This window comes from Streptomyces sp. NPDC052114 (assembly GCF_040680155.1).
Taxonomy (GTDB): Bacteria; Actinomycetota; Actinomycetes; order Streptomycetales; family Streptomycetaceae; genus Streptomyces.
Genome location: NZ_JBFAWC010000015.1, coordinates 113191 through 133891 on the forward strand (window position 1 = coordinate 113191; position 20701 = coordinate 133891).

The following is a 20701-nucleotide window of genomic DNA, read 5'->3' on the forward strand; positions in this document are numbered from 1 at the left end:
CCGGCAGCCGGGCGCGCCGCGCGGGCCCTACGCGGTGGCGCGCCGCACCCTGCGCCACACCATCGGCGCCAGGCTGATTAGCAGCGTCAGCGCGACCGCCACCGCGACGCCCTCCCACGGCTCCTTGAAGAGGGAGCCGCCGAGAATGCCGATCAACTGGTACGTCACCGCCCACGCCAGACACGCCGGCACGTCCCCGCGGGCGAACCGGCGCAGCGGCATCTTCGCCATCAGGCACGCCAGCATCACCGGGATCCGTCCGGCCGGGACGAGCCGGGAGAGCACCAGGACCAGCACGCCGTGGTCCTTGAGCTTCTCCTGCGCCTGCGCGAGCCGCTCCTCGGGCGCCCGGTCGCGGATCGCCTCCAGCCAGCGCGAGCCGTTCTTCGACCGCATGCCGCGCTGCCCCAGCCAGTACAGGGCGACGTCGCCCACGAACGCCGCGAGCGCCGCGACCCCGAAGACGACGAGCAGCGAGAACGGCGCCGTCTGATGGAAGGCGACCACCGCCGCCGAGCTGACCAGCGCGCCCGTCGGCACCACCGGCACCAGCGCGCCGATCACCACCAGCAGGAACAGCGACGGATAGCCGACCGCCTGCTGGGTGCTCTCCGGCGGCACCTGGGCCGCCACGGCGGGAATCACCGGGCCACCTCCGGCAGCACGCTCTGGCCGTGCGCCAGCCGGTGCACGGTCACGTCGGGGGCGAGCCGGGCCGCCTGGCGCACGAACTCCGGGCCCGGCGCGTGGAACTCGTGGGGGCGCACGGCGTCCAGGCCGATCGGCCAGTACGTTCCGTAGTGCACCGGGACCGCGCTGCGCGGCGCGATCCGGGCGAGCGCCTCGGCGGCACGGCCCGCGTCCAGATGCCCGTGGCCCAGATAAGGGCCCCAGCCGCCGACCGGGAGCAGTGCCACGTCGACGTCGCCGACCTCCTCGGCCATCCCGTCGAAGAGTCCGGTGTCCCCGGCGAAGTACGTACGCGCCTCGCCGCACACCACATAACCGAGGGCCGGCGACCGGTGCGGGCCCACGGGCAGCCGCCGCCCGTCGTGCAGCGCGCGCACCACGCGTACGACGAGGCCGTCGCCGACCGGGACCTCGTCGCCCGGCGCCACCTCGGTGAAGCGCAGATGGGGCAGCCTGCGGGTCAGACCGGGCACCGAACGCGCCGCCCCGCGCGGGACCAGCGCACGGGTGCCGGGCGTGAGCCGGGCGAGCGACGGCACGTGCAGATGGTCGGCGTGCAGATGGGAAAGGAGCACGACGTCGGCGACCGCTGCATCGGGCGGCGGCAGTGCGCCCCTGCGGCGCCGCAGATGCGCGAGGCGGCGGGCGAAGAGGGGGTCGGTCAGTACGCGGACGCCCGAATCCTCGACCGTGCAAGTGGCGTGGCCCCACCATGTGACCTCGACGGGCACCCGGTTCCTCCTTCGTGCGACTGTCTCCGAGCCTACGGCCAGGAGTAGGGTCTTCGGCTGACGCCAGTGGGTGAGGGGGACGCCATGGGAGATGCCGCGGGCACCGGCACCGTCGTGGTGCGTGTGGCGGCGATCGCCAGCCTGACGCCCCTGGAGGAACTGGACGCCGACCCCTTCCTCGTCGATTCCCGCAGCCAGCACGCGATGTGCGCGCGGTGGGCGGCCGCACAGGGGTACGTGATCACGCGCGAGCTCGTCGTACGCGGTCTGCGCACCGACCACGCCCTCCTGTGGGGCGACGTCGAGGCGGGGCTCGTGGACCTGTTCGTCGTGCCGAGCCGCAGGGTCCTGGAGCGGGCGCTGCGGTCCGCGGACGAGTTCACCGCGGAGTGCGCGCGCCGGGGCGTGCGGATCGAGACGGCGGGGCTCGCCGAGCCGGCGTACGACTCGGAGATGAAGGCCCATGTCCATCGTCGGCTCTCCATGCCCACGGCGGGATACGACGGCCGCTGAGCGTTGCGGCGCCGCTCGGACCCTCTCCCTCCGCTGCTCCACGACAGACCTCGGCGCCGCGCGCGGCTGCTCGCCCCGGTCGGTGGCGGGGCCACGTGGAGGTCCCCCTCGCCTGCCGCGCCGCCCGGCGAGGGGGTGTCGCGGTGGTGCGCCCGGCCTTTTCCACCGGCCCACGGTGGGTTGGGGTGATGCCGGGTGCGTCTTTCCCCCGCCGGACGGCGGAGGGCTGTCATGGCGTCGCGTGCGGCTTTCTGTGCCGGTCGGCGGGTCGGTGCGGTGCGGTGCGCGGCTTTCCCTGGGGGCTCTCGGTGGGCCGTCATGGCGCCGCGCGTGGCCGTCGCCGCCGTCGGCGCGGTGCCGTGTGCCGCCTCCTCCGCCGCCCGCCGGTGGTGGTTCGGAGTCCTCCGTGGCGCCGCCTCCTGCGAGCCGCAGCGCGGCAGTCCGCACTCCGCGGGTCGGCGCCCCGCCCCCGTCCGCCGGTCCGCGGCGGGGGCCCGGCGGTTCGTGTGACAGGCTGGTGTCCGGTTCGGGGTGAAACGTGAAGGGGCGCGGTGTGGGGCGAGGGCGATGGCGGCGGGTCGGCAGCGCTCTGTGGCGTGTGGTCGCCGTATGGGCCGTCTCCACACTGACCATGCTGGCCCTCGCCGGCATCCTCCCGGACTTCAAGCTCCAGTCCGACGACGGCGACAGCGCCACCCAGATCGCGGTCACCGCGGCCTTCGGCGCCGGCGCCTTCGGTCTGCTCTCCGCCCTGGTGTGGCCGCTGCTCGTGCGCGCCCTGCTGCTCGTGCCCGCCCTCGTCCTCGGACTGCTCGCCTTCTTCCTCAACGGCTCACTGCTCCTGCTCGCCCTCAGCCTCATCCCGGAGGGGCGCGGGGAAGCCGGTGCCGAGACCGCCGTCGTGGTCGCCGCCGTGATGTCCGCCGTCGCCTCCGCCACCGGAGGCGCCCTCGCCGTCCGGGACGACGACGCCTACCGCCGCCGCCTGTACCGCCTCGCCGACCGCCGCCGGCGGCGCGGCACGGCCGGGCTGCCCGGCCCCACCACCCCCGGCACCGTCTTCATCCAGCTCGACGGCGTGGGCCACGACGTGCTCACCTCCGCCGTCGGCAAGGGCCTCATGCCCACCGTCGCCCGCTGGCTCGGGCACGAGGGCGACCCCACCCACCGCCTCACCCCCTGGCGCACCGACTGGTCCAGCCAGACCGGCGCCAGCCAGCTCGGCATCCTGCACGGCTCCAACCACGACGTGCCCGCCTTCCGGTGGTACGAGAAGGACACCGGCGAGGTGATGGTCAGCAACCGGCCCGCCTCCGCCGCCGAACTGCAGCGCCGCGCCGTCGAGCGCACCGGCGACGGCGGCCTCCTCACCGTCGACGGCGCCAGCCGAGGCAACCTCTTCAGCGGCGGCGCCGACCAGCTCGCCCTGGTCCTCTCCATCGCCGCGCGGCGCGGCAAGGAGAACCGGTCGCGCGCCGGGTACTTCGCCTACTTCTCGGACCCCGCCAACGCCGTCCGCACCGCGCTCTCCTTCGTCGCCGAGGTCTTCCGGGAGATCGGCGAGTCCACCCGCGCCCGCCTCAAGCGGCGCCGCCCCCGCGTCGGACGCGGCGGGCTCTACCCGTTCATCCGCGCCTTCGCCACCGTCGTCGAGCGCGACGTCGTGGTCGCCGCCGTCATAGGGGACATGCTCGCCGGGCGCAGCGCGGTCTACGCCGACCTCGTCGCGTACGACGAGGTGGCCCACCACTCCGGCCCGTCCGGCGGCGACGTGGAGAAGGTCCTCCGGCGCCTGGACCGCTCGCTCGCGCTGCTCGACCAGGTCGCCGACCACGCGCCGCGCGCCTACCGGATCGTGGTCCTCTCCGACCACGGGCAGAGCCCCGGCGAGACCTTCCGCACCCGCTACGGCCTCACCCTCGGCGACCTCGTCCGGGCCGGCTGCGGCCTGCCGGTACCGCGCAGGGCGCAGCGCACGCACAGCGGCGCCGAGGCCCGCTCGGCCGTGCGGGCCGCGCTGCGCAGGCCCGTCGAGGAGGGCGCCGACGAGCACCGCCCGGCCCGCCGCGCCGAACCGGTCGTGCTGGCCTCCGGCAACCTGGGGCTCGTCTCGTTCCCCGATGTACCGCACCGCATGACCCGCGAGGAGATCGACCGCCGCCATCCGGCGCTGCTGCCCACCCTCGCCAACCACCCGGGCATCGGCTTCCTCCTCGTCCGCAGCGCGGAGCGGGGACCGCTCGTGCTCGGGGCGCGCGGCGCCGAGGTGTACCTGGACGAGGACCCGGCCGACCTCGGTCCGCTCGCCGACTTCGGCCCCGGCGCCGCGGACGCCGTGCGCCGCACCGACGGCTTCCCGCACACCGCCGACATCATGGTCAACTCCTGGTACGACCCGCGGGAGGGCGAGGTCCTGGCCTTCGAGGAACAGATCGGCTCGCACGGCGGTCTCGGCGGCGCGCAGTCCCGCCCCTTCCTCCTGTCGCCGCTCGCGCTCTCCGAGCCGGTCGCGGAGGGGGCGGAGCTGGTCGGCGCCGAGCAGGTCCACCGGGTGCTGCGGTGCTGGCTGGACGAGGGCCCGGGGCCGCAGGTTCCGGTGGATGATTCCCCGTCCGAAGTCCCCGGCGGCACAGCATTTGCGGTGCCCGAGGGCGTCGTACAGGACAAAACCCACTGATTTTGAGCAGCGTCCGCCGTGCCCGACCATGGCTTCCGCCCGGCGATCCCGGGCACCTGGCACGACGAGAGGCGCACCACCCCATGCACGACTCCGGAACCGCGGCCGCGCGGCCGGCTCCGGCCCCTGACCAGGGAGAACCGGCCGAGGCGGGGAGCCGGCACTCCCGGCGCTTCGGGCTTCCGATCGCGACCTGTCTCGTCATGGGCAACATCATCGGCGGCGGCATCTTCCTGCTGCCGGCCTCCGTCGCGCCGTTCGGCACCATCAGCCTCGTCGCCTTCGGCGTCCTGACCGCCGGCGCCATCGCCCTCGCGCTCGTCTTCGGGCGGCTCGCCGAGCGCGACCCGCGCACCGGGGGACCCTACGTCTACGCCCGCGCGGCCTTCGGCGACTTCGCCGGATTCCTGGCCGCCTGGTCGTACTGGATCACCACCTGGGTGTCCAACGCCGCCCTGGCCGTCGCCGCCGTCGGCTATCTCGACGTCCTGATCCCGGTCAACGACCACAAGTGGACGGCCTGCCTCGCCGCGCTGGTCATCCAACTGCTGCCCGCGCTCGCGAACTTCGCGGGCACGCGGTACGTGGGCGCCGTCCAGCTGGTCGCCACCGTCCTGAAGTTCCTGCCGCTGCTGCTCGTCGCCGTCGGCGGGCTCTTCTTCTTCGACAGCGCCAACCTCGGGCCCTTCCAGGCGAGCGACGACAGCCCGATGGGCGCCGTCTCCGCGGCCGCCGCGATCCTGCTCTTCTCCTACCTCGGCGTCGAGTCGGCCGCCGTCAGCGCCGGTGAGGTGCGCGACCCGCGGCGCAACGTCGGGCGCGCCACCATCCTCGGCACCCTCGGCGCCGCCGTGGTCTACCTGCTCGGCACGCTCGCCGTCTTCGGCACGGTCGCGCACGACAAGCTGGTCGCGTCCACCGCGCCCTTCTCCGACGCCGTCGACGTCATGTTCGGCGGGTCCTGGGGCGGCACCGCGGTCGCGTTCGCCGCGCTGATCTCGATGGTCGGCGCGCTGAACGGCTGGACCCTGCTCAGTGCCCAGACGCCCTACGCGGCCGCCAAGGACGGGCTCTTCCCGAGCGCGTTCGGCCGCAAGCGGCGCGGGGTGCCCACCGTCGGCGTCCTCGTCACCGTCGTCCTCGCCGGGCTCCTGACCGTCTACAACTACACGGCTGGTGCCGGCGGCGTCTTCGAGTCCCTCGTCCTGATCACCACGTTCACGGCGACCGTGCCCTATCTCCTGGCCACCGTCGCGCAGATCTACTTCCTGGTCTCCGGGCAGCGCGAGCGCGTCCACCGCGGGCGCCTGGTGCGCGACGCGGTCCTCGCGGGCGTCGCGTTCGCCTTCTCCATGTGGCTGGTGGCCGGGTCCGGCTACGCGGCCGTCTACCAGGGCGTGCTGTTCCTGTTCGCGGGCGTGCTCGTGTACGCGTGGATGGCGGCCCGCAAGCAGCGGGCCGCCGGTTCGAACGGCTGACCTTTCCCCGTCCTCCGTCCGAGTGCGGGCCGTCCCCGCCGCCCCCAACGGCGGGGACGGTCCGCGTCGCGCCTACCTCGCCAGAGGCGCGACGACCCAGCGCTGTGTCTTGAACATGCCGTCCTGCGGGCCGATCTCGATGAGCTTGCGGGCCGCGGGGTAGGCCTCGTTGCCCTCCATCTCGTAGCCGACCTCGAAGGTGCCGGGGACGTCCCGCACCTCGGGGGCGCGCTGCGCCGCCGCGCCCCTGCCGCCCTCGTCGCCCGCGGTCGACGCCATGAGGTGGGCGATCAGCCGCTTCTGCGCCGCGTCGAGCGCCTTGCGCGGGTCGCGCTCCAGCGGCGCCGCCGTCGCCTTGCCGCCCTTGGGCGGAGGCGGCGAGATCTCCGTGCTCGGCTCGCGGGTGACGCCGGTGGCCTGCCGGGTCGAGATCTGCGACTGGACGACCGTGCCGTCGTTGTCGAGGCCGACGCGGATCAGGCCGCGGCCCGGGGTGATGACGGGTACGCCGTCGAAGACCTGGCGGAACGTCACGTGCGTCTCCAGGGAGACCGGACGCCCGACCTCGGAACCGTCCTTGGTCCCGGAGTTCTGCATCAGGTCGTGCACGCCGTCGACGACCAGTTCGGCGCCGTCCGCGTACTGCTCGGCGAAGGCGCGCGCCGCCTCGACCGCGCGGTCGGTGGCCAGTTGCTGGGTGTTGCGGTGGTTGGCCTCGGCGAGCCTGACCCAGCGCACGCCCTGCGGCGCGGTGGAGATGACGCGGTCGCCGGAGCCGGCGCTGAGCACGCCCTGCCGCTCGACCTGCACCTCTTGCAGCGCCGCCGACGGGAAGTCGGCCAGCTGCCCGAGCCGGGTGAGTTCGGCGCTCGGGTCGCGGGGCGCGAGCTGCACGATCTGGTGCTGCCCGGGGAGCTGGGTGAGCGGCTCCCTGACGCCCTCGCGGGCGTAGTACCAGCGCCACGCGTACCAGTTGTCCGGCACGTGGTCGCGGACGAAGTTGCGCTCGGTGTTGAGGCGGTTGGTGGCCTCGGCCTGGGTGGCGCCGACGGCGGCGACCGAAGGGGCCTGCCCGTGGTAGATGTCCCAGCTGGCGTTCAGCCACGCGTCGCAGAACGTCTGGCCCGCCCGCCACTTCTCCCAGAACTTCTTGCCGTAGTCCGGGCTGTCGATGCTGACGGTCTCGAAGCCGAAGATCATCCGGAAGCCGATGTTGGGTCCGGCCCAGGTGCGGATGGGGGAGTGGCCGCCGAGGACGCGCAGCGAGGTGCACGTCGACCAGAAGACGTAGTTGGCCTTCTCGTTGCCCAGCGCCATCCGGTTGGAGACGGCGTCGCTGCGGCCGTCCCAGACGGCGCCGAGCGGCGCGAAGAAGACGCCGTTGCCGTCCATGCCGCCGTGGCCCGAGTGGTACACGGCGCAGACCGCGTCCATGCCGTAGCGGTCCTGCCAGTTGTCGTACGTCTCCTCGTACGCCCACACCTGCGCGCCGCCGTCGGCGAACCAGAAGTTGCGGTCGTAGAACTGCTGGAGGTACGCCAGCCAGCCGGTCGCGTCGGCGTGCGTGTGCGAGAGCGGTGACTGGTTGACGAACTTCTGGATGCTGAACGCACCCCACCAGCCGAAGGTCGAGTCGCGGGTGCCCGCCGCTCCGGGCTTCTCCGGTTCGAGCGGGGACGGACCGTGGTCCGAGTAGTTGATGCGCATGGCCATACCCCCTGGGAGGATCTCCTCGTTCCGTGCGCGAGGGGGCCTCAAAGTGTCACCGCGGAAGCGGGTTGCCCAGTTGCCATTCCGGTCATATGGCCCCTGCCACGCCGCTGTTCCCCCACCTCAGCCGCCCCTGTGGCGCGGTCCCGCACACAATGTGTTCGCATCGGGCGACGCTTACCTGCGGGGGATGCTCGAACGTTTCCGGCCACCGAGCGGGAACCGCACGGCCCGTTTTCGCCTGGAGGGCGGAGCGACGGGTGCCGGCGGTGCGCGTTCTGCCCCCGCCCCGGCGCCGTCGGGGCCTCGTCAGGGCAGCCGGTGCTTCAGGGCGTGGGACCGCCACGGCGTCCGGGCCAGGCTCGCGGCGCCCAGGACGAGGGAGGCCGCCGCGAGTCCCCAGAATCCGGCGTCGCCCGCTCCGGCGGCCGTCCAGTCCAGAGCGCCGCCGGTGAACCAGACCAGGGGGAAGGCGGAGCCCAGCGGGAGCACCCAGGCAAGCCGGGAGCCCAACAGCCCCATGGACAGCATGGCAAGTCCCCACCAGATCGCGAAGGACCGGACGAAGACCAGTCCCATCGGCCATCCCACGGCCAGCGCCTCGGTCAGCAGGGAGACGGCGGCCGAGGCGAGGGTCGCCAGCGCCAGGAGGCGTGCGCGCGTGCGGTGGAAGGTGTCCGAACCGCCCTGCTCGTGGGCGGACATCGGCCCCGACCACAGGGCGGTGAGGAACACGGCCGACAGGAGGGGCAGTTCACGCCGGAACGGCACTCCGACGGTCCCGGCACCGCTCTCCAGAGAAGGCACGGGGAAGCGGACCCCTCCCAGGACGGCGGACAGCACCGCGACACCGGTCACGCCCAGCAGCACGGGCCCGACGCGGTGGACCCGCGCGCACCGCAGCACATCACCGTTCAGGATCACCGCCTGCACCACTTGCCCAGCCGATCGCGCTGCTCGGCGGTCCACGCCTCCTGCGCGCGTTCCGACAGGGCGGTCGCCCGGGCCGCGGCCCGCTGCTCCTTGGCCACGCCGACCATGTGGAGCCCGGCGTCGGCGGTCTTCGGGTCGGTGCCCATGGCGCGGTACTCCAGCCACAGATCGAGGCGGTTGGAGGCTTCCCAGGCGCGCCGCTCGTTCTCGGGAGGGGAGCAGCGCCCCATGGACGTGGCCGAGACCTGGGCCGCCATGCCCATGGCGGCGGGACGGACGTGTCCTTCGGCGATGTCGAAGCCGATGTCGCCGAAGGGGGTGGGGCGCAGACCGTACTCGTAGAACGCCGCGGGCTGCTCGACCCAGTCCTGGGGGACCTTGGAGAGGCGATCCGCCATGGCCGCCAGTTCCGGGAGGTACTTGCGGTGCTCGGGCCACACACAGACCCGGGCGGCACGCTCGTGGGGGCGCTCGCACACGGGCGTGACCGCCCCCGGCGGACGCAGGACCCGCACGGGGCCGCTCAGGACGATGAGCGGGACCAGGGCGAAGACGGTGACGGTGGAGGCGGCCATCATCGCGCGGGCGCCGCGGGGCGTGTAGAAGCGGGTCCGGCGGTCGGACTTGGCCACGCGCGTCAGGAACACCGCCATGGCCGACAGGGCCAGCGCCAGGAGGACGCGCAGCCGAAGGGCGCCGGTGTCGATCATCCGGGTGGGATCGCCGCTGAGCACGTAGAGGCCGTAGCCCTTCCCCACGCCCACGTAGGCGACGAAGCCGACCAGGGCGCAGAGCGCCGGGGTGAAGGCGGCCGAGGGCCACAGCCGTCCGGCGAAGTGCCCGAGCGCGGCGAACGTCACCAGGGACGCGAGACCCAGCAACAGGTACGAGGGCCACAGGAACCCCGGCCCCGCGTCACGGAAGGAGACCGCGGCGGCGGTGAGGCAGCCGGCCAGATAGGCGGCGCAGCCCAGCGTCAGCGTGGCCGCGAGGCGGGCGGCCTCGGCGTGCCACGGGGGCCGGGCCGCCCCCTGGAGGAACTCCGGCATCCCGGAACGGGCGCCGCGCCCGGCCTGCCACGCGGAGACGGCGGCCAGGGCGGGGCCCAGGAAGAGGGTGACCACCTGCGCCGCCGCGCTGGCCTCGGGCCACACGCCGATCCAGTGACGGGTGCGGCCGAACAGCACGAGGAGGTCGATGACCACGAGGGCCGGGAGGGTCGGCAGGAGCGGGGAGCGCCGCAGCTCGATGGCGTAGATCTTCAGCATGGGGATGAGGTCACCAAGTGGACGTGGAGCCGTTGTCGAGGACGGTCATGTAGCCGCGTTCCAGGGGGCTGTCGCCCGGCGCGTCCTTCGCCGCGGACAGCGCCAGTTCCTGCGGTGTGCCCCGGTGCACGATGCTCCCGTCCTGAAGGACGAGCACGGTGTCGCACGCGACGCTCACGTCCTCGACGAGGTGGGTGCTCAGGAGAACCGCGGCGCCGTCCTCGGCCAGAGAACGGATCAACTTGCGGAAGTCGAGCCGCTGCGCGGGGTCCAGGCCGACGGTCGGCTCGTCCAGGAGCACGAGCGACGGTTCGCCGACGATGGCCGCGGCGATCCCGGCCCGCCGCAGCATGCCCCCGGACAGGGACTTCATCCTGCTCTCGGCACGGTCGGCCAGTCCTACGGCTGCGAGCGCGTCGCGGGTGGCTTCTCGTGCCGTGCGGCCCGGCACCTCGCGAAGCCACGCGCAGTACCGGACGAAGTCCTGCACGGAGAACGACGGGTAATAGCCGAAGTCCTGCGGCAGATAGCCGATGTGACGGCGTGCGCGTCGGGCGTCCCGCTCGCCGCGGATCCTCTCCCCGAAGAGTTCCACACTGCCGGACCTCGGCGCCGCGATCGTGCTGAGCGTCCGGAGAAGTGTCGTTTTTCCCGCCCCGTTGGGGCCCAGCAGGCCGGTGACGCCCGTGGAGACCGTCAGGTCCAGGTGTTCGATGATCCGGTCGCGTCCATAGCCCTGGGTCAGGGCGGTGAGCCGCGCGGCGGGGGTGGGGGGCATTTCTCTCCTGGAGGGCGTGGGGGAGCCGACATCGATGCGGGGCGGCTCCCCCACGTTCACGACGTACGAACGCCGGCGGCGTATTTCGGTGCTAGTGGCGCACCTTGGTGCTGCGAATGCTGAAAGTGCATTCGTCGCTGTCCCACTTTCCCTTGTAGCCGCCTCTGAGGTGGGCGGATCCGAATCCGTCGACCTCGGCGCTGCAGTCGTACAGGGCGTCGTAGTAGCCGCCCGTCGCGGACTTGCAGTAGGCGTGTCCGGTCGTGCTGTACCAGTAGCCGCGGCAGCCGGCGGTCCAGTGGTCCTCGGCGGAGGCGAACGCCGACGGGACCGCGACGCCGATCGCTGCCGCGGCAGCCGCCGCGATCACGGCACTCTTGCCTGGATTCCCCAGGGCTAATCGCTTGAGGGTCATTCCTGTTGCCCCCCTGCATTGTTGAATTGTGTCCCTTGGGTTCCCGATCGTATCCGAAGGGATTGGTTCGGACGATACGGATCAATCGGATGGAAAAGGGGCGCGAGAGAGGGAATTCGTCTGGTGGGGCCGGGATGCCGTCGTATTCCCGGGTGGTGTCTCCGGCCCTCACGAAGTCCGGATTCCGGCGGACCGTGGCGCGTCCGTGTCGCCGTGGGGCCGCTCCGCGGGCGTGGGTCCGGCCTGTCGTGAGAGGGCCCGCGGCCCGTTTTCGTCCGGAGTGTGATCGGATGGTGGCCACGCAACTTCCGATCACGGAAACGCACTGAAGGGAACTGCATCGTGGCAACCACGCGCTCCGCACACACGGTCTGGGAAGGCTCTCTGACGGAGGGGGCGGGCACCGTCACCTTCGACTCCTCCGGCATCGGGGAGCAGGCTGTCTCCTGGCCGTCGCGCGCCGAGCAGGCGAACGGCAAGACCAGCCCGGAGGAGCTGATCGCCGCCGCGCACTCCAGCTGCTTCTCGATGGCCCTCTCGCACGGCCTGACCGGCGCGGGCACCCCGCCCACCCGGCTCACCACGTCCGCCGACGTGACCTTCCAGCCCGGCACCGGCATCACCGGCATCCACCTCACCGTCGAGGGCGAGGTGCCGGGTCTCGACGAGGCCGCGTTCGTCTCGGCCGCCGAGGACGCCAAGGCGAACTGCCCGGTGAGCCAGGCGCTGACGGGCACGACGATCACGCTTTCGGCCAAGCTGGCCTGACCGAGCGCCTGTTGACGATGCCGTCGTCCCTCCGGGGCGGCGGCATTGTCGCGTCCGGGCATTGACAAGATGCCACTCAAGTTTTGTGATGGAGCATGGAATAGACCTGGAATCGGGGGACTTGGGCTCGCGGCGGAAGGGGCTGGACCATGGCACGTGCGGTCGGGATCGATCTCGGTACGACGAACTCAGTGGTGGCCGTGCTGGAGGGCGGTGACCCCACCGTCGTCGCCAACGCCGAGGGCGCGCGCACCACGCCCTCGGTCGTCGCCTTCGCCAAGAGCGGCGACGTCCTGGTGGGCGAGGTCGCCAAGCGGCAGGCCGTCACGAACGTGGAGCGCACCGCACGCTCCGTCAAACGCCACATGGGCGACGGCAGTTGGCGCTTCCCGGACAGCGGTTCCGTGAACGGCACGCGGTACACCGCGCAGGAGCTGTCCGCGCGCGTCCTGCAGAAGCTCAAGCGCGACGCCGAGTCCTACCTCGGCGAGGACGTCACCGACGCGGTGGTCACCGTGCCCGCCTACTTCGACGACACCCAGCGCCAGGCCACCAAGGAGGCCGGCGAGATCGCGGGCCTGAACGTCCTGCGCATCATCAACGAACCCACCGCGGCGGCCCTCGCGTACGGCCTCGACAAGGGCGACGACCAGACCGTCCTCGTCTTCGACCTCGGCGGCGGCACCTTCGACGTCTCCCTCCTGGAGATGGGCGAGGGCGTCATCGAGGTGAAGGCCACCAACGGCGACACCCAGCTGGGCGGCGACGACTGGGACCAGCGGATCGTCGAGTACCTGGTGCGGCAGTTCAAGAACGCGCACGGAGTGGACCTCGGCAAGGACAAGATGGCGCTCCAACGGCTGCGCGAGGGCGCCGAGAAGGCGAAGATCGAGCTGTCCTCGTCCAGCGAGAGCGACATCAACCTGCCCTACATCACCGCCTCGGCGGAGGGACCGCTGCACCTCGCCGAGAAGCTGACGCGCGCCCAGTTCCAGGAGCTGACCGCCGACCTCCTCGACCGCTGCAAGGAACCCTTCCACCAGGCGGTCAAGGACGCGGGCATCAAGCTTTCCGCCGTCGACCACGTGATCCTCGTCGGCGGCTCCACCCGGATGCCCGCGGTGACGGAGCTGGTCAGGGAGCTCACCGGCAAGGACCCCCACAAGGGCGTCAACCCCGACGAGGTCGTGGCGCTCGGCGCGGCCCTCCAGGCCGGCGTGATCCGCGGCGACGTCAAGGACGTGCTGCTGCTCGACGTGACCCCGCTGTCCCTCGGCATCGAGACCAAGGGCGGCATCATGACCAAGCTCATCGAGCGCAACACCACGATTCCCACGAAGCGTTCGGAGACCTTCTCCACCGCGGAGGACAACCAGCCCTCGGTCGGCATCCAGGTCTTCCAGGGCGAGCGGGAGATCGCCGCGTACAACAAGAAGCTCGGCGTCTTCGACCTCACCGGGCTGCCGCCTGCCCCGCGCGGCGTCCCCAAGATCGAGGTCACCTTCGACATCGACGCCAACGGCATCATGCACGTCTCCGCCAAGGACCAGGCCACCGGGCGCGAGCAGCGCATGACCGTGACCGGCGGCTCCGCGCTGCCCAAGGACGACATCAACCGCATGGTGCGGGAGGCCGAGGAGCACGCGGAGGAGGACCGCAGGCGCCGCGAGGCCGCGGAGACCCGCAACCAGGCCGAGCAGCTCGTCTACCAGACGGAGCGGTTCCTGCGGGAGAACGAGGAGCGCGTACCGGCCGACACGAGGACCGAAGTGGAGTCCGCCGCGGCCGAGTTGAAGGACCTGCTCAAGAACCGGGCCGACGACACGGCCGCCCTGCGCACCGGAGCGGAGAAGCTCGCCGCGGTGAGCCAGAAGATGGGCCAGGCCATGTACGCGGGCGCCGGCGAGGGCGGGCAGGAGCAGCGGCCCCCGGACCCGGCCGCCGAGGAGGGCGTGGTGGACGCGGAGATCGTCGACGAGGAGGACAAGGGCGGCACGGCCGGCAAGGACGGCAAGGACGCCAAGGGCGGCTCCGCCTAACCGGGGCGCGGCTCGCGGGGGCGGGCGTCAGGACCCCGTCCGCTCCCAGCCCCGCCGCTCCGGCCGCGCGCCGACCTGCCGGGGATCCTTGCTGCGGTAGACCACATAGGGCCGGAACAGGTACTGCACCGGCGCGCTGAACATGTGGACGAGCCGGGTGAACGGCACCAGGGCGATCAGGGCCATCCCGACCACCGCGTGGATCTCGTACAGCACGGGCACCCCCGCCATCCGGTCGATGTCCGGCTGGAGCGTGAACAGGCTGCGGGCCCAAGGGGCGATCGACTCGCGGTAGTTGTACCCGTCGCCGGAGGCGTGCGTCAGCTTGGCGACCATGCCGAGCACGATCGCCCCGAAGAGCACCAGGTACATGAGCTTGTCGTTGGCGGTCGTGGCGCGGAAGACCGGCGTGTTGGTCCGCCGCCGGTAGAGCAGCAGCAGGATGCCGAGGACGAGCAGGATCCCGGCCGCCGTACCCCCGTAGAGCGAGAACAGGTGGTACGTGTGCTCGTCGATCCCCAGTTTCTTCGTCCACGACTCCGGGACGAACAGGCCGACCAGATGGCCGACGAGCACGAAGAGGATGCCGTAGTGGAACATCGGCGAGGCGATGTTCAGGAGCCTGGACTCGTAGACCTGCGACGAACGCGTCGTCCAGCCGAACTTGTCGTAGCGGTAGCGCCAGATCGTGCCCGCGACCAGCAGCACGAAGGCGATGTAGGGGAGGGCGCCCCACAGCAGTGTCTTCATGAGCGCTCTCCGATCAGCGCGAACGGTTCCAGGCCGACGTCCTCGCGCGGCGGCCCGGAGCGCGCCAGCGCCTGGGCCTCGGCGCGGTCCTTGGGGGAGGGGCCCGGCAGCGTCGCGCAGACCGCGTCGAGCACGGCGGCGTACGGTGTGCCGAAGTCGGTGAGCGCGAGCCGCAGCAGTTCGAGGCCGCCGCGGTGCTCGGTCAGGAGCACCGGACCCGCCTGCGCGGAGAACTCCAGGACGGCGGGCAGGAAGTCGGGCAGCTCCTCGCCGCTGAACTCCAGGCCGTGGGCGCGGTAGACCTCCTTGAAGCGGACCAGCGCCATCCCGCGCCGCCGGGTGTCGCCGTCCCGCCACCAGCTCAGATACAGGCTGTGCCGGTTCTTGAAGTCGAAGACCTGGACGTAGTGCGCCTGGAGCTCGCCGAGGTCGGTGCCCGCCGCGTACGCGAGGAAGTCGCCGAACTCCGGCGGCGCGGCGGCCGTCAGGAGCGGCAGCCGCTCGCGGAACTCCTCGTCCGGATAGGCGAGGCACAGCGCGGCGGCCTGGTAGAGCACGGCGTGGTCGCTCACTTCTCGTCCTCCTTGGCCGCGTGGGGCTCCTTCGCCGCGTGGGCCTCCTCGACCGCGCTCGGCTGCTCGTCGGCGGTCTGGCGGGCCCGCAGCGCGTGGAAGTTCTCGATCGTCACGAGCGGCAGCTGCTTGCGGCCCGAGTCCTGGCCGAACGGGCCGTCGCCGCCCATGCCGGGACCGTCCTCGTAGTCGAGGCTGCACGAGTCGGGGAGTGCCGACTCCTCCAGCTGCCGGGCGTCCGCGACGGCGGCGGTCGGGATGACGTACCGGTCCTCGTACTTGGCGATCGCCAGCAGGTGGTACATCTCCTCGATCTCGGGGCCCGACATGCCCACCGACGCGGCGACCGAACCGTCGGGCCGGTCACCGAGGTTGATGGAGCGCATGTGGGACCGCATCGCCGCCAGCTTCTCCAGCGAGGAGCGCACCGGGCCGACGTCGCCCGCCGTGAAGATCTCCGCGAGGTACTCCAGCGGGATGCGCAGGGTGTCGATCGCGCCGAAGAGGTTCGCCGCGTCCTCGCCGTCGTGGCCGCTCTCGGTGAGCGCGTCCACCACCGGCGACAGCGGCGGGATGTACCAGACCATCGGCATGGTGCGGTACTCCGGGTGCAGCGGGAGGGCCACCCTGTACCTGCTGATCAGCGCGTGGACGGGGGAGCGGCGAGCCGCCTCGATCCAGTCGTGCGCGATGCCGGACCGCTCCGCGTCCCGGCGCACCTCGGGGTCCTCGGGGTCGAGGAAGACGCCCAACTGTGCTTCGTACAGCTTGTGTTCGTCCGGTTCGGAGGCCGCCGCCGTCACCTTGTCGGGGTCGTAGAGGATCACTCCGAGATAGCGCAGGCGGCCCACGCACGTCTCCGAGCAGACCGTGGGCAGGCCCACCTCGACGCGCGGGTAGCACAGCGTGCACTTCTCGGCCTTGCCCGTGCGGTGGTTGAAGTAGACCTTCTTGTACGGGCAGCCGGTCACGCACTTGCGCCAGCCCCGGCAGTGGTCCTGGTCGACGAGGACGATGCCGTCCTCCTCGCGCTTGTACATCGCGCCGGACGGGCAGGACGCCACGCACGCCGGGTTGAGGCAGTGCTCGCAGATCCGCGGCAGATAGAACATGAAGGTCTGCTCGAAGGCGAACTTCACCTTGTCGGCGGCCTGTTGACGGGTCCTGGCGACCATGGGGTCCAGGTCGCCGTGCTCGGTGGCGCCGCCGAGGTTGTCGTCCCAGTTCGACGACCACTCGATCTTCATCGGCTTGCCCGAGATCAGCGAGCGCGGCTCGGCCACCGGGAAGTCGTCGCCGAGCGGGGCGTCGGTGAGGTTCTTGTACTCGTAGGTCCAGGGCTCGTAGTAGTCCTTGATCTCCGGCAGCTTGGGGTTGGAGAAGATCCCCAGGAGCGACTTGACGCGCCCGCCGTTCTTCAGCTTCAGGGCGCCGCGCTTGTTCAGCTCCCAGCCGCCGCGCCACTTCTCCTGGTCCTCGTAGCGGCGCGGATAGCCCTGGCCCGGCCGGGTCTCGACGTTGTTGAACCAGACGTACTCCATGCCGTCGCGGTTGGTCCACGCCTGCTTGCAGGTGACCGAGCAGGTGTGGCACCCGATGCACTTGTCGAGGTTCATCACCATCGCGATCTGGGCCATGACGCGCCGGCCGGTGGTCTCGCCACGGGGCATCAGTACTGCACCTCCTGGCTGCGGCGACGGATGACCGTCACCTCGTCGCGCTGGTTGCCCGTCGGGCCCAGGTAGTTGAACGCCCACGACAACTGCGCGTATCCGCCGATGAGATGGGACGGTTTGAGGATCAGACGGGTCAGGGAGTTGTGGATGCCGCCGCGTTTTCCGGAGGCCTCCGCCTTGGGGACGTTCACCGTGCGCTCCTGCGCGTGGTGCATGTAGACGGTGCCGGCGGGCATGCGGTGCGAGACGACCGCCCGCGCCACGACCACGCCGTTGCGGTTGACCGCCTCGATCCAGTCGTTGTCCTTCACGCCGATCGCGTCCGCGTCCTGCGGCGCCATCCAGATGCACTGGCCGCCGCGCGACAGCGACAGCATGAAGAGGTTGTCCTGGTACTCGGAGTGGATCGACCACTTGTTGTGCGGGGTCAGATAGCGGACGGTCACCTCCCGCTCGCCGTCCGGGCCGAGCCGTGGCTCCCCGAACAGGCGGTTCATGTCCAGGGGCGGCCGGTAGACGGGCAACGCCTCGCCCAGCTCGTGCATCCAGTCGTGGTCGATGAAGAAGTGCTGGCGTCCGGTCAGGGTGTGCCAGGGCTTCAGATGCTCGGTGTTGAGCGTGAAGGCCGTGTAGCGGCGCCCGCCGGCCTCGCTGCCGCTCCACTCCGGCGAGGTGATCACCGGGACGGGCGCGGCCTGGGTGTCGGCGTACGTGATGCGCTTGCCCTCGTGCTCGGCGGCCAGGTGCGCCATCTCCTGGCCGGTGCGCGCCTCCAGGGTGTGGAAGCCCTGGGTGGCGAGGCGGCCGTTCGTGGTGCCCGACAGCGCGAGGATCGTGTTCGCCGCCTTGACGGCCGTGTCCAGCGCGGGCCGCCCGTCGGCGGGCCCGCCGCGCACCACGCCGTTGCGCTCGCGCAGGTCCTCGACCTCCTGGTCGGGGTGGAAGGCGATGCCCTTGACCGGCAGGCCGAGCCGCTCGACGAGCGGGCCGAGCGAGGCGAACTTCGCGCCGATCGCGGTGTAGTCGCGCTCCACCACCGTGAGGTTCGGCATCGTCTTGCCGGGCACTGCCTCGCACTCGCCCTTGCGCCAGTCCAGGACGACCCCGCCGGGCTGCGCGATCTCGCCCGGTGTGTCGTGCTGGAGCGCGGTGGCGACGACGTCCTTGCGTACGCCGAGGTGGTCGACGGACAGCTCGCTGAGCCGGTCCGCGATCGCACGGAAGGTGTCGAAGTCGGAGCGCGCCTGCCACGGCGGGTCGACCGCCGGGGTGAAGGAGTGCACATAGGGGTGCATGTCCGTGGTCGACAGGTCGTGCTTCTCGTACCAGGTGGCGGCCGGCAGGACCACGTCGGACAGCAGCGTCGAGGAGGTCTGCCGGAAGTCGAGCGAGACGAGCAGGTCGAGCTTGCCCTCGGGGGCCGCCTCGCGCCACGTCACCGTCGAGGGGCGCTCCTCGGGCGCCGCCTCCTCGGCCCGCAGCGAGGAGTGCGTGCCGAGCAGGTGCTTCGTGAAGTACTCGGCGCCCTTGGCGGAGGAGCCGAGGAGGTTGGCGCGCCACAGCGTCAGCACGCGGGGCCAGTTCTCCGGCGCGTCGGGGTCCTCGCAGGCGAACTTGAGGGTGCCCGCCTTCAGCTCGTCGACGACGTTGGCCACCGGATCGCCCGAAGTGGACCCCAGATCCAGGGAGTTGCGGTCGAAGGTCGGATACGACGGCATCCACCCCGAGCGCGCCGACAGGGCCAGGCAGTCGGCGCCCGTCATCCCCGCGAAGCGGCCCTCGCCCAGCGGCGAGGACAGGACGTCCGCCGCGAACCTGTCGTAGCGCCACTGGTCGGTGTTGAGGAACCAGTACGCGGCGCCGATCATCTGCCGCGGCGGCCTGCTCCAGTCGTTGGCGCTCGCCAGCGTCGCCCAGCCGGTGGAGGGGCGGCACTTCTCCTGCCCGACGTAGTGCGCCCACCCGCCGCCGTTGCGGCCCTGACAGCCGGTGAGCTGGAGCAGCGCGAGGAAGGAGCGGTAGATCGTCTCGGAGTGGAACCAGTGGTTCGTCCCCGCGCCCATCAGGATCATGCAGCGCCCGCGCGACTTCTCCGCGGTCCGTGCGAACTCCCGCGCGATCTTGACGCACTTGGCGGCGGGGACGGAGGTGTGGACCTCCTGCCAGCCGGGGGTGCCGGGCGCGTCCGCGTCGTCGTACGAGGCGGGCCATGTGCCCGGCAGCCCCTCGCGCCCGACGCCGTACTGCGCGAGCAGCAGATCGAAGACCGTGGTGACCAGCGGCCTGTCCTGCCCGCCGAGCCGGGTGGCGGGCACCCCGCGCCGCACGACCTCGCCGCGGCCCTGGCCGTGCGTGCCGCCCTCGGTGTCGAAGCGCGGCAGCAGCACCTCGATGCCCGCCGCGACCTGCGTGCCGTACAGGGTCAGCTGCGGCTTGATGGTGCCGAGCTCCAGATTCCACTTGCCCTTGCCGGACTCGGTCCAGCGAAAGCCCATCGAGCCGTTGGGGACGGCGGGCTGCCCGGTCTCCTCGTCGAGGACCGCCGTCTTCCACTCGGCGCCCTCGACGTCCTGGCCCAGGTCACTGGCGCGCAGGAACTTCCCCGGCACGTACGCGCCGTCGCGCTCGGTCAGCGTCACCAGGAAGGGCAGGTCGGTGAACCTGCGTACGTAGTCGGTGAAGAAGTCCGTCGAGCGGTCGACGAAGAACTCCTTGAGGATCACGTGCCCCATCGCGAGGGCGAGCGCCCCGTCCGTGCCCGGATGCGGATGCAGCCACTCGTCGGCGAACTTGGCGTTGTCGGCGTAGTCGGGCGCCACGACCACGACCTTCTGGCCGCGGTAGCGCGCCTCGGCCATCCAGTGCGCGTCGGGCGTGCGGGTCACCGGGACGTTCGAGCCCCACATCATCAGATAGGCCGCGTCCCACCAGTCGCCCGACTCCGGCACGTCGGTCTGGTCGCCGAACACCTGGGGCGAAGCCACCGGCAGGTCCGCGTACCAGTCGTAGAAGGAGAGCATCGGTGCGCCGATGAGACTCATGAAGCGGGCGCCCGCCGCGTGCGAGACCATCGACATCGCGGGGATGGGGGAGAAGCCCGCGACGCGGTCGGGGCCGTACGTCCTGATCGTGTGGACGTGTGCGGCCGCGATGATCTCCACGGCCTCGTCCCAGCTCGCCCGCACCAGGCCGCCCTTGCCGCGCGCCCGCTGGTACGTCCCGCGGCGCTCCGGGTCGCCCTGGATGTCCGCCCAGGCGAGCACCGGGTCCTTCAGGCGCGCCTTCGCCTCGCGGTACATCTCCAACAGGACGCCGCGCAGATACGGGTAGCGCACGCGCGTGGGCGAGTACGTGTACCAGGAGAACGCGGCGCCGCGGGGACAGCCGCGCGGCTCGTACTCGGGCCGGTCGGGACCGACGCTCGGGTAGTCCGTCGCCTGCGTCTCCCAGGTGATGATGCCGTCCTTGACGTACACCTTCCAGCGGCAGGAACCGGTGCAGTTCACCCCGTGTGTGGAGTTCACGACCTTGTCGTGGCTCCAGCGGTCCCGGTAGAAGGTGTCCGCGTCCCGGCCCCCGGTGAGCGCCACGCTGTGCAGGTCGGGGGCGGCGGTGCCGCGCCGGAAGAACTTGCCCGCCCGCAGCAGGGCGGCGGCGGGCTCGGTCGTCTCAGTCACCGTAGGGCTCCCTAGGTCTGCCTCTC

At 71.8% G+C, this 20701-nt stretch carries 16 protein-coding genes; 5 read left to right on the forward strand and 11 right to left on the reverse strand.

Going from position 1 to position 20701, the window contains the following annotated elements; all coding sequences use genetic code 11:
* Positions 1 to 27 precede the first annotated feature (27 nt).
* Both AB0L89_RS29900 and AB0L89_RS29905 read right to left on the reverse strand, forming a co-directional pair.
* Positions 28 to 645: a VTT domain-containing protein gene (locus tag AB0L89_RS29900; protein WP_365147553.1), complete on the reverse strand. Its 618-nt coding sequence runs from the start codon at positions 643 to 645 to the stop codon at positions 28 to 30.
* On the reverse strand, positions 642 to 1421 hold the full coding sequence (locus AB0L89_RS29905; protein ID WP_365147556.1) for an MBL fold metallo-hydrolase: 780 nt from the start codon (positions 1419 to 1421) through the stop codon (positions 642 to 644). Before AB0L89_RS29905 ends, AB0L89_RS29900 begins: the two co-directional genes overlap by 4 nt.
* An 84-nt stretch (positions 1422 to 1505) precedes the next feature.
* On the opposite strand from AB0L89_RS29905, the gene AB0L89_RS29910 reads away from it, so the two are divergent.
* The 3 genes from AB0L89_RS29910 (at position 1506) to AB0L89_RS29920 (ending at position 6089) form a co-directional block, all read left to right on the forward strand.
* Positions 1506 to 1934 carry a hypothetical protein gene (locus AB0L89_RS29910; RefSeq protein WP_365147559.1) on the forward strand — a complete coding sequence of 143 codons (429 nt, stop codon included), beginning with the start codon at positions 1506 to 1508 and terminating at the stop codon, positions 1932 to 1934.
* A 553-nt stretch (positions 1935 to 2487) separates the two neighbouring features.
* Positions 2488 to 4611 carry a phage holin family protein gene (locus tag AB0L89_RS29915; RefSeq protein ID WP_365147562.1) on the forward strand — a complete coding sequence of 708 codons (2124 nt, stop codon included), beginning with the start codon at positions 2488 to 2490 and terminating at the stop codon, positions 4609 to 4611.
* 83 nt (positions 4612 to 4694) lie between these two features.
* Positions 4695 to 6089 (forward strand): amino acid permease, encoded by a 1395-nt coding sequence (locus AB0L89_RS29920; RefSeq protein WP_365147565.1) that lies wholly within the window; start codon positions 4695 to 4697, stop codon positions 6087 to 6089.
* A gap of 72 nt (positions 6090 to 6161) precedes the next feature.
* Here AB0L89_RS29920 and AB0L89_RS29925 read toward each other — a convergent pair whose 3' ends face one another.
* The 5 genes from AB0L89_RS29925 to AB0L89_RS29945 all read right to left on the reverse strand — a co-directional run bounded on the left by AB0L89_RS29925 (position 6162) and on the right by AB0L89_RS29945 (position 11148).
* Positions 6162 to 7796, reverse strand: coding sequence for a DUF6345 domain-containing protein (locus AB0L89_RS29925; RefSeq protein ID WP_365147568.1), 1635 nt, complete (start codon positions 7794 to 7796; stop codon positions 6162 to 6164).
* A 312-nt stretch (positions 7797 to 8108) separates the two neighbouring features.
* On the reverse strand, positions 8109 to 8735 hold the full coding sequence (locus tag AB0L89_RS29930) for a hypothetical protein (RefSeq protein ID WP_365147571.1): 627 nt from the start codon (positions 8733 to 8735) through the stop codon (positions 8109 to 8111).
* Entirely contained in the window at positions 8720 to 10000 is a 1281-nt protein-coding gene (locus AB0L89_RS29935) for an ABC transporter permease (RefSeq protein ID WP_365147574.1), read from the reverse strand. The genes AB0L89_RS29930 and AB0L89_RS29935 overlap by 16 nt, the downstream gene beginning before the upstream one ends.
* A 10-nt stretch (positions 10001 to 10010) precedes the next feature.
* A complete protein-coding gene (locus tag AB0L89_RS29940; protein ID WP_365147577.1) occupies positions 10011 to 10778 on the reverse strand; it encodes an ATP-binding cassette domain-containing protein in 768 nt (255 codons plus the stop codon).
* Positions 10779 to 10869: 91 nt separating this feature from the next.
* Entirely contained in the window at positions 10870 to 11148 is a 279-nt protein-coding gene (locus tag AB0L89_RS29945) for a hypothetical protein (protein WP_365147580.1), read from the reverse strand.
* Positions 11149 to 11535: 387 nt separating this feature from the next.
* On the opposite strand from AB0L89_RS29945, the gene AB0L89_RS29950 reads away from it, so the two are divergent.
* Together AB0L89_RS29950 and dnaK are read left to right on the forward strand one after the other, a co-directional pair.
* Positions 11536 to 11961, forward strand: a complete 426-nt coding sequence (locus AB0L89_RS29950; RefSeq protein WP_365147583.1) for an OsmC family protein — start codon at positions 11536 to 11538, stop codon at positions 11959 to 11961.
* A gap of 149 nt (positions 11962 to 12110) precedes the next feature.
* Positions 12111 to 14000, forward strand: coding sequence for a molecular chaperone DnaK (dnaK, locus tag AB0L89_RS29955; protein WP_365147586.1), 1890 nt, complete (start codon positions 12111 to 12113; stop codon positions 13998 to 14000).
* Between the two features lie 27 nt (positions 14001 to 14027).
* On the opposite strand, the gene narI is transcribed toward dnaK, so the two are convergent.
* From narI to AB0L89_RS29975, 4 genes are read right to left on the reverse strand one after another with little or no spacing between them, the layout of a single operon-like run.
* Positions 14028 to 14750: a respiratory nitrate reductase subunit gamma gene (gene narI, locus AB0L89_RS29960; RefSeq protein ID WP_365147589.1), complete on the reverse strand. Its 723-nt coding sequence runs from the start codon at positions 14748 to 14750 to the stop codon at positions 14028 to 14030.
* Positions 14747 to 15322, reverse strand: coding sequence for a nitrate reductase molybdenum cofactor assembly chaperone (gene narJ, locus AB0L89_RS29965; protein WP_365147592.1), 576 nt, complete (start codon positions 15320 to 15322; stop codon positions 14747 to 14749). The genes narI and narJ overlap by 4 nt, the downstream gene beginning before the upstream one ends.
* Positions 15319 to 16992 carry a nitrate reductase subunit beta gene (gene narH / locus AB0L89_RS29970; RefSeq protein WP_365147595.1) on the reverse strand — a complete coding sequence of 558 codons (1674 nt, stop codon included), beginning with the start codon at positions 16990 to 16992 and terminating at the stop codon, positions 15319 to 15321. The genes narJ and narH overlap by 4 nt, the downstream gene beginning before the upstream one ends.
* Positions 16992 to 20675, reverse strand: coding sequence for a nitrate reductase subunit alpha (locus AB0L89_RS29975; protein WP_365147598.1), 3684 nt, complete (start codon positions 20673 to 20675; stop codon positions 16992 to 16994). Before AB0L89_RS29975 ends, narH begins: the two co-directional genes overlap by 1 nt.
* Positions 20676 to 20701: the final 26 nt, after the last annotated feature.

Bases quoted from the DNA above. Each gene is read 5' to 3' on its own strand.
- narH (WP_365147595.1), bottom strand. From the start codon at position 16,992: ATGCCCCGTGGCGAGACCACCGGCCGGCGCGTCATGGCCCAGATCGCG.
- narI (WP_365147589.1), bottom strand. From the start codon at position 14,750: ATGAAGACACTGCTGTGGGGCGCCCTCCCCTACATCGCCTTCGTGCTG.
- AB0L89_RS29925 (WP_365147568.1), bottom strand. From the start codon at position 7,796: ATGCGCATCAACTACTCGGACCACGGTCCGTCCCCGCTCGAACCGGAG.
- AB0L89_RS29910 (WP_365147559.1), top strand. From the start codon at position 1,506: ATGGGAGATGCCGCGGGCACCGGCACCGTCGTGGTGCGTGTGGCGGCG.
- dnaK (WP_365147586.1), top strand. From the start codon at position 12,111: ATGGCACGTGCGGTCGGGATCGATCTCGGTACGACGAACTCAGTGGTG.
- AB0L89_RS29920 (WP_365147565.1), top strand. From the start codon at position 4,695: ATGCACGACTCCGGAACCGCGGCCGCGCGGCCGGCTCCGGCCCCTGAC.
- AB0L89_RS29935 (WP_365147574.1), bottom strand. From the start codon at position 10,000: ATGCTGAAGATCTACGCCATCGAGCTGCGGCGCTCCCCGCTCCTGCCG.
- AB0L89_RS29940 (WP_365147577.1), bottom strand. From the start codon at position 10,778: ATGCCCCCCACCCCCGCCGCGCGGCTCACCGCCCTGACCCAGGGCTAT.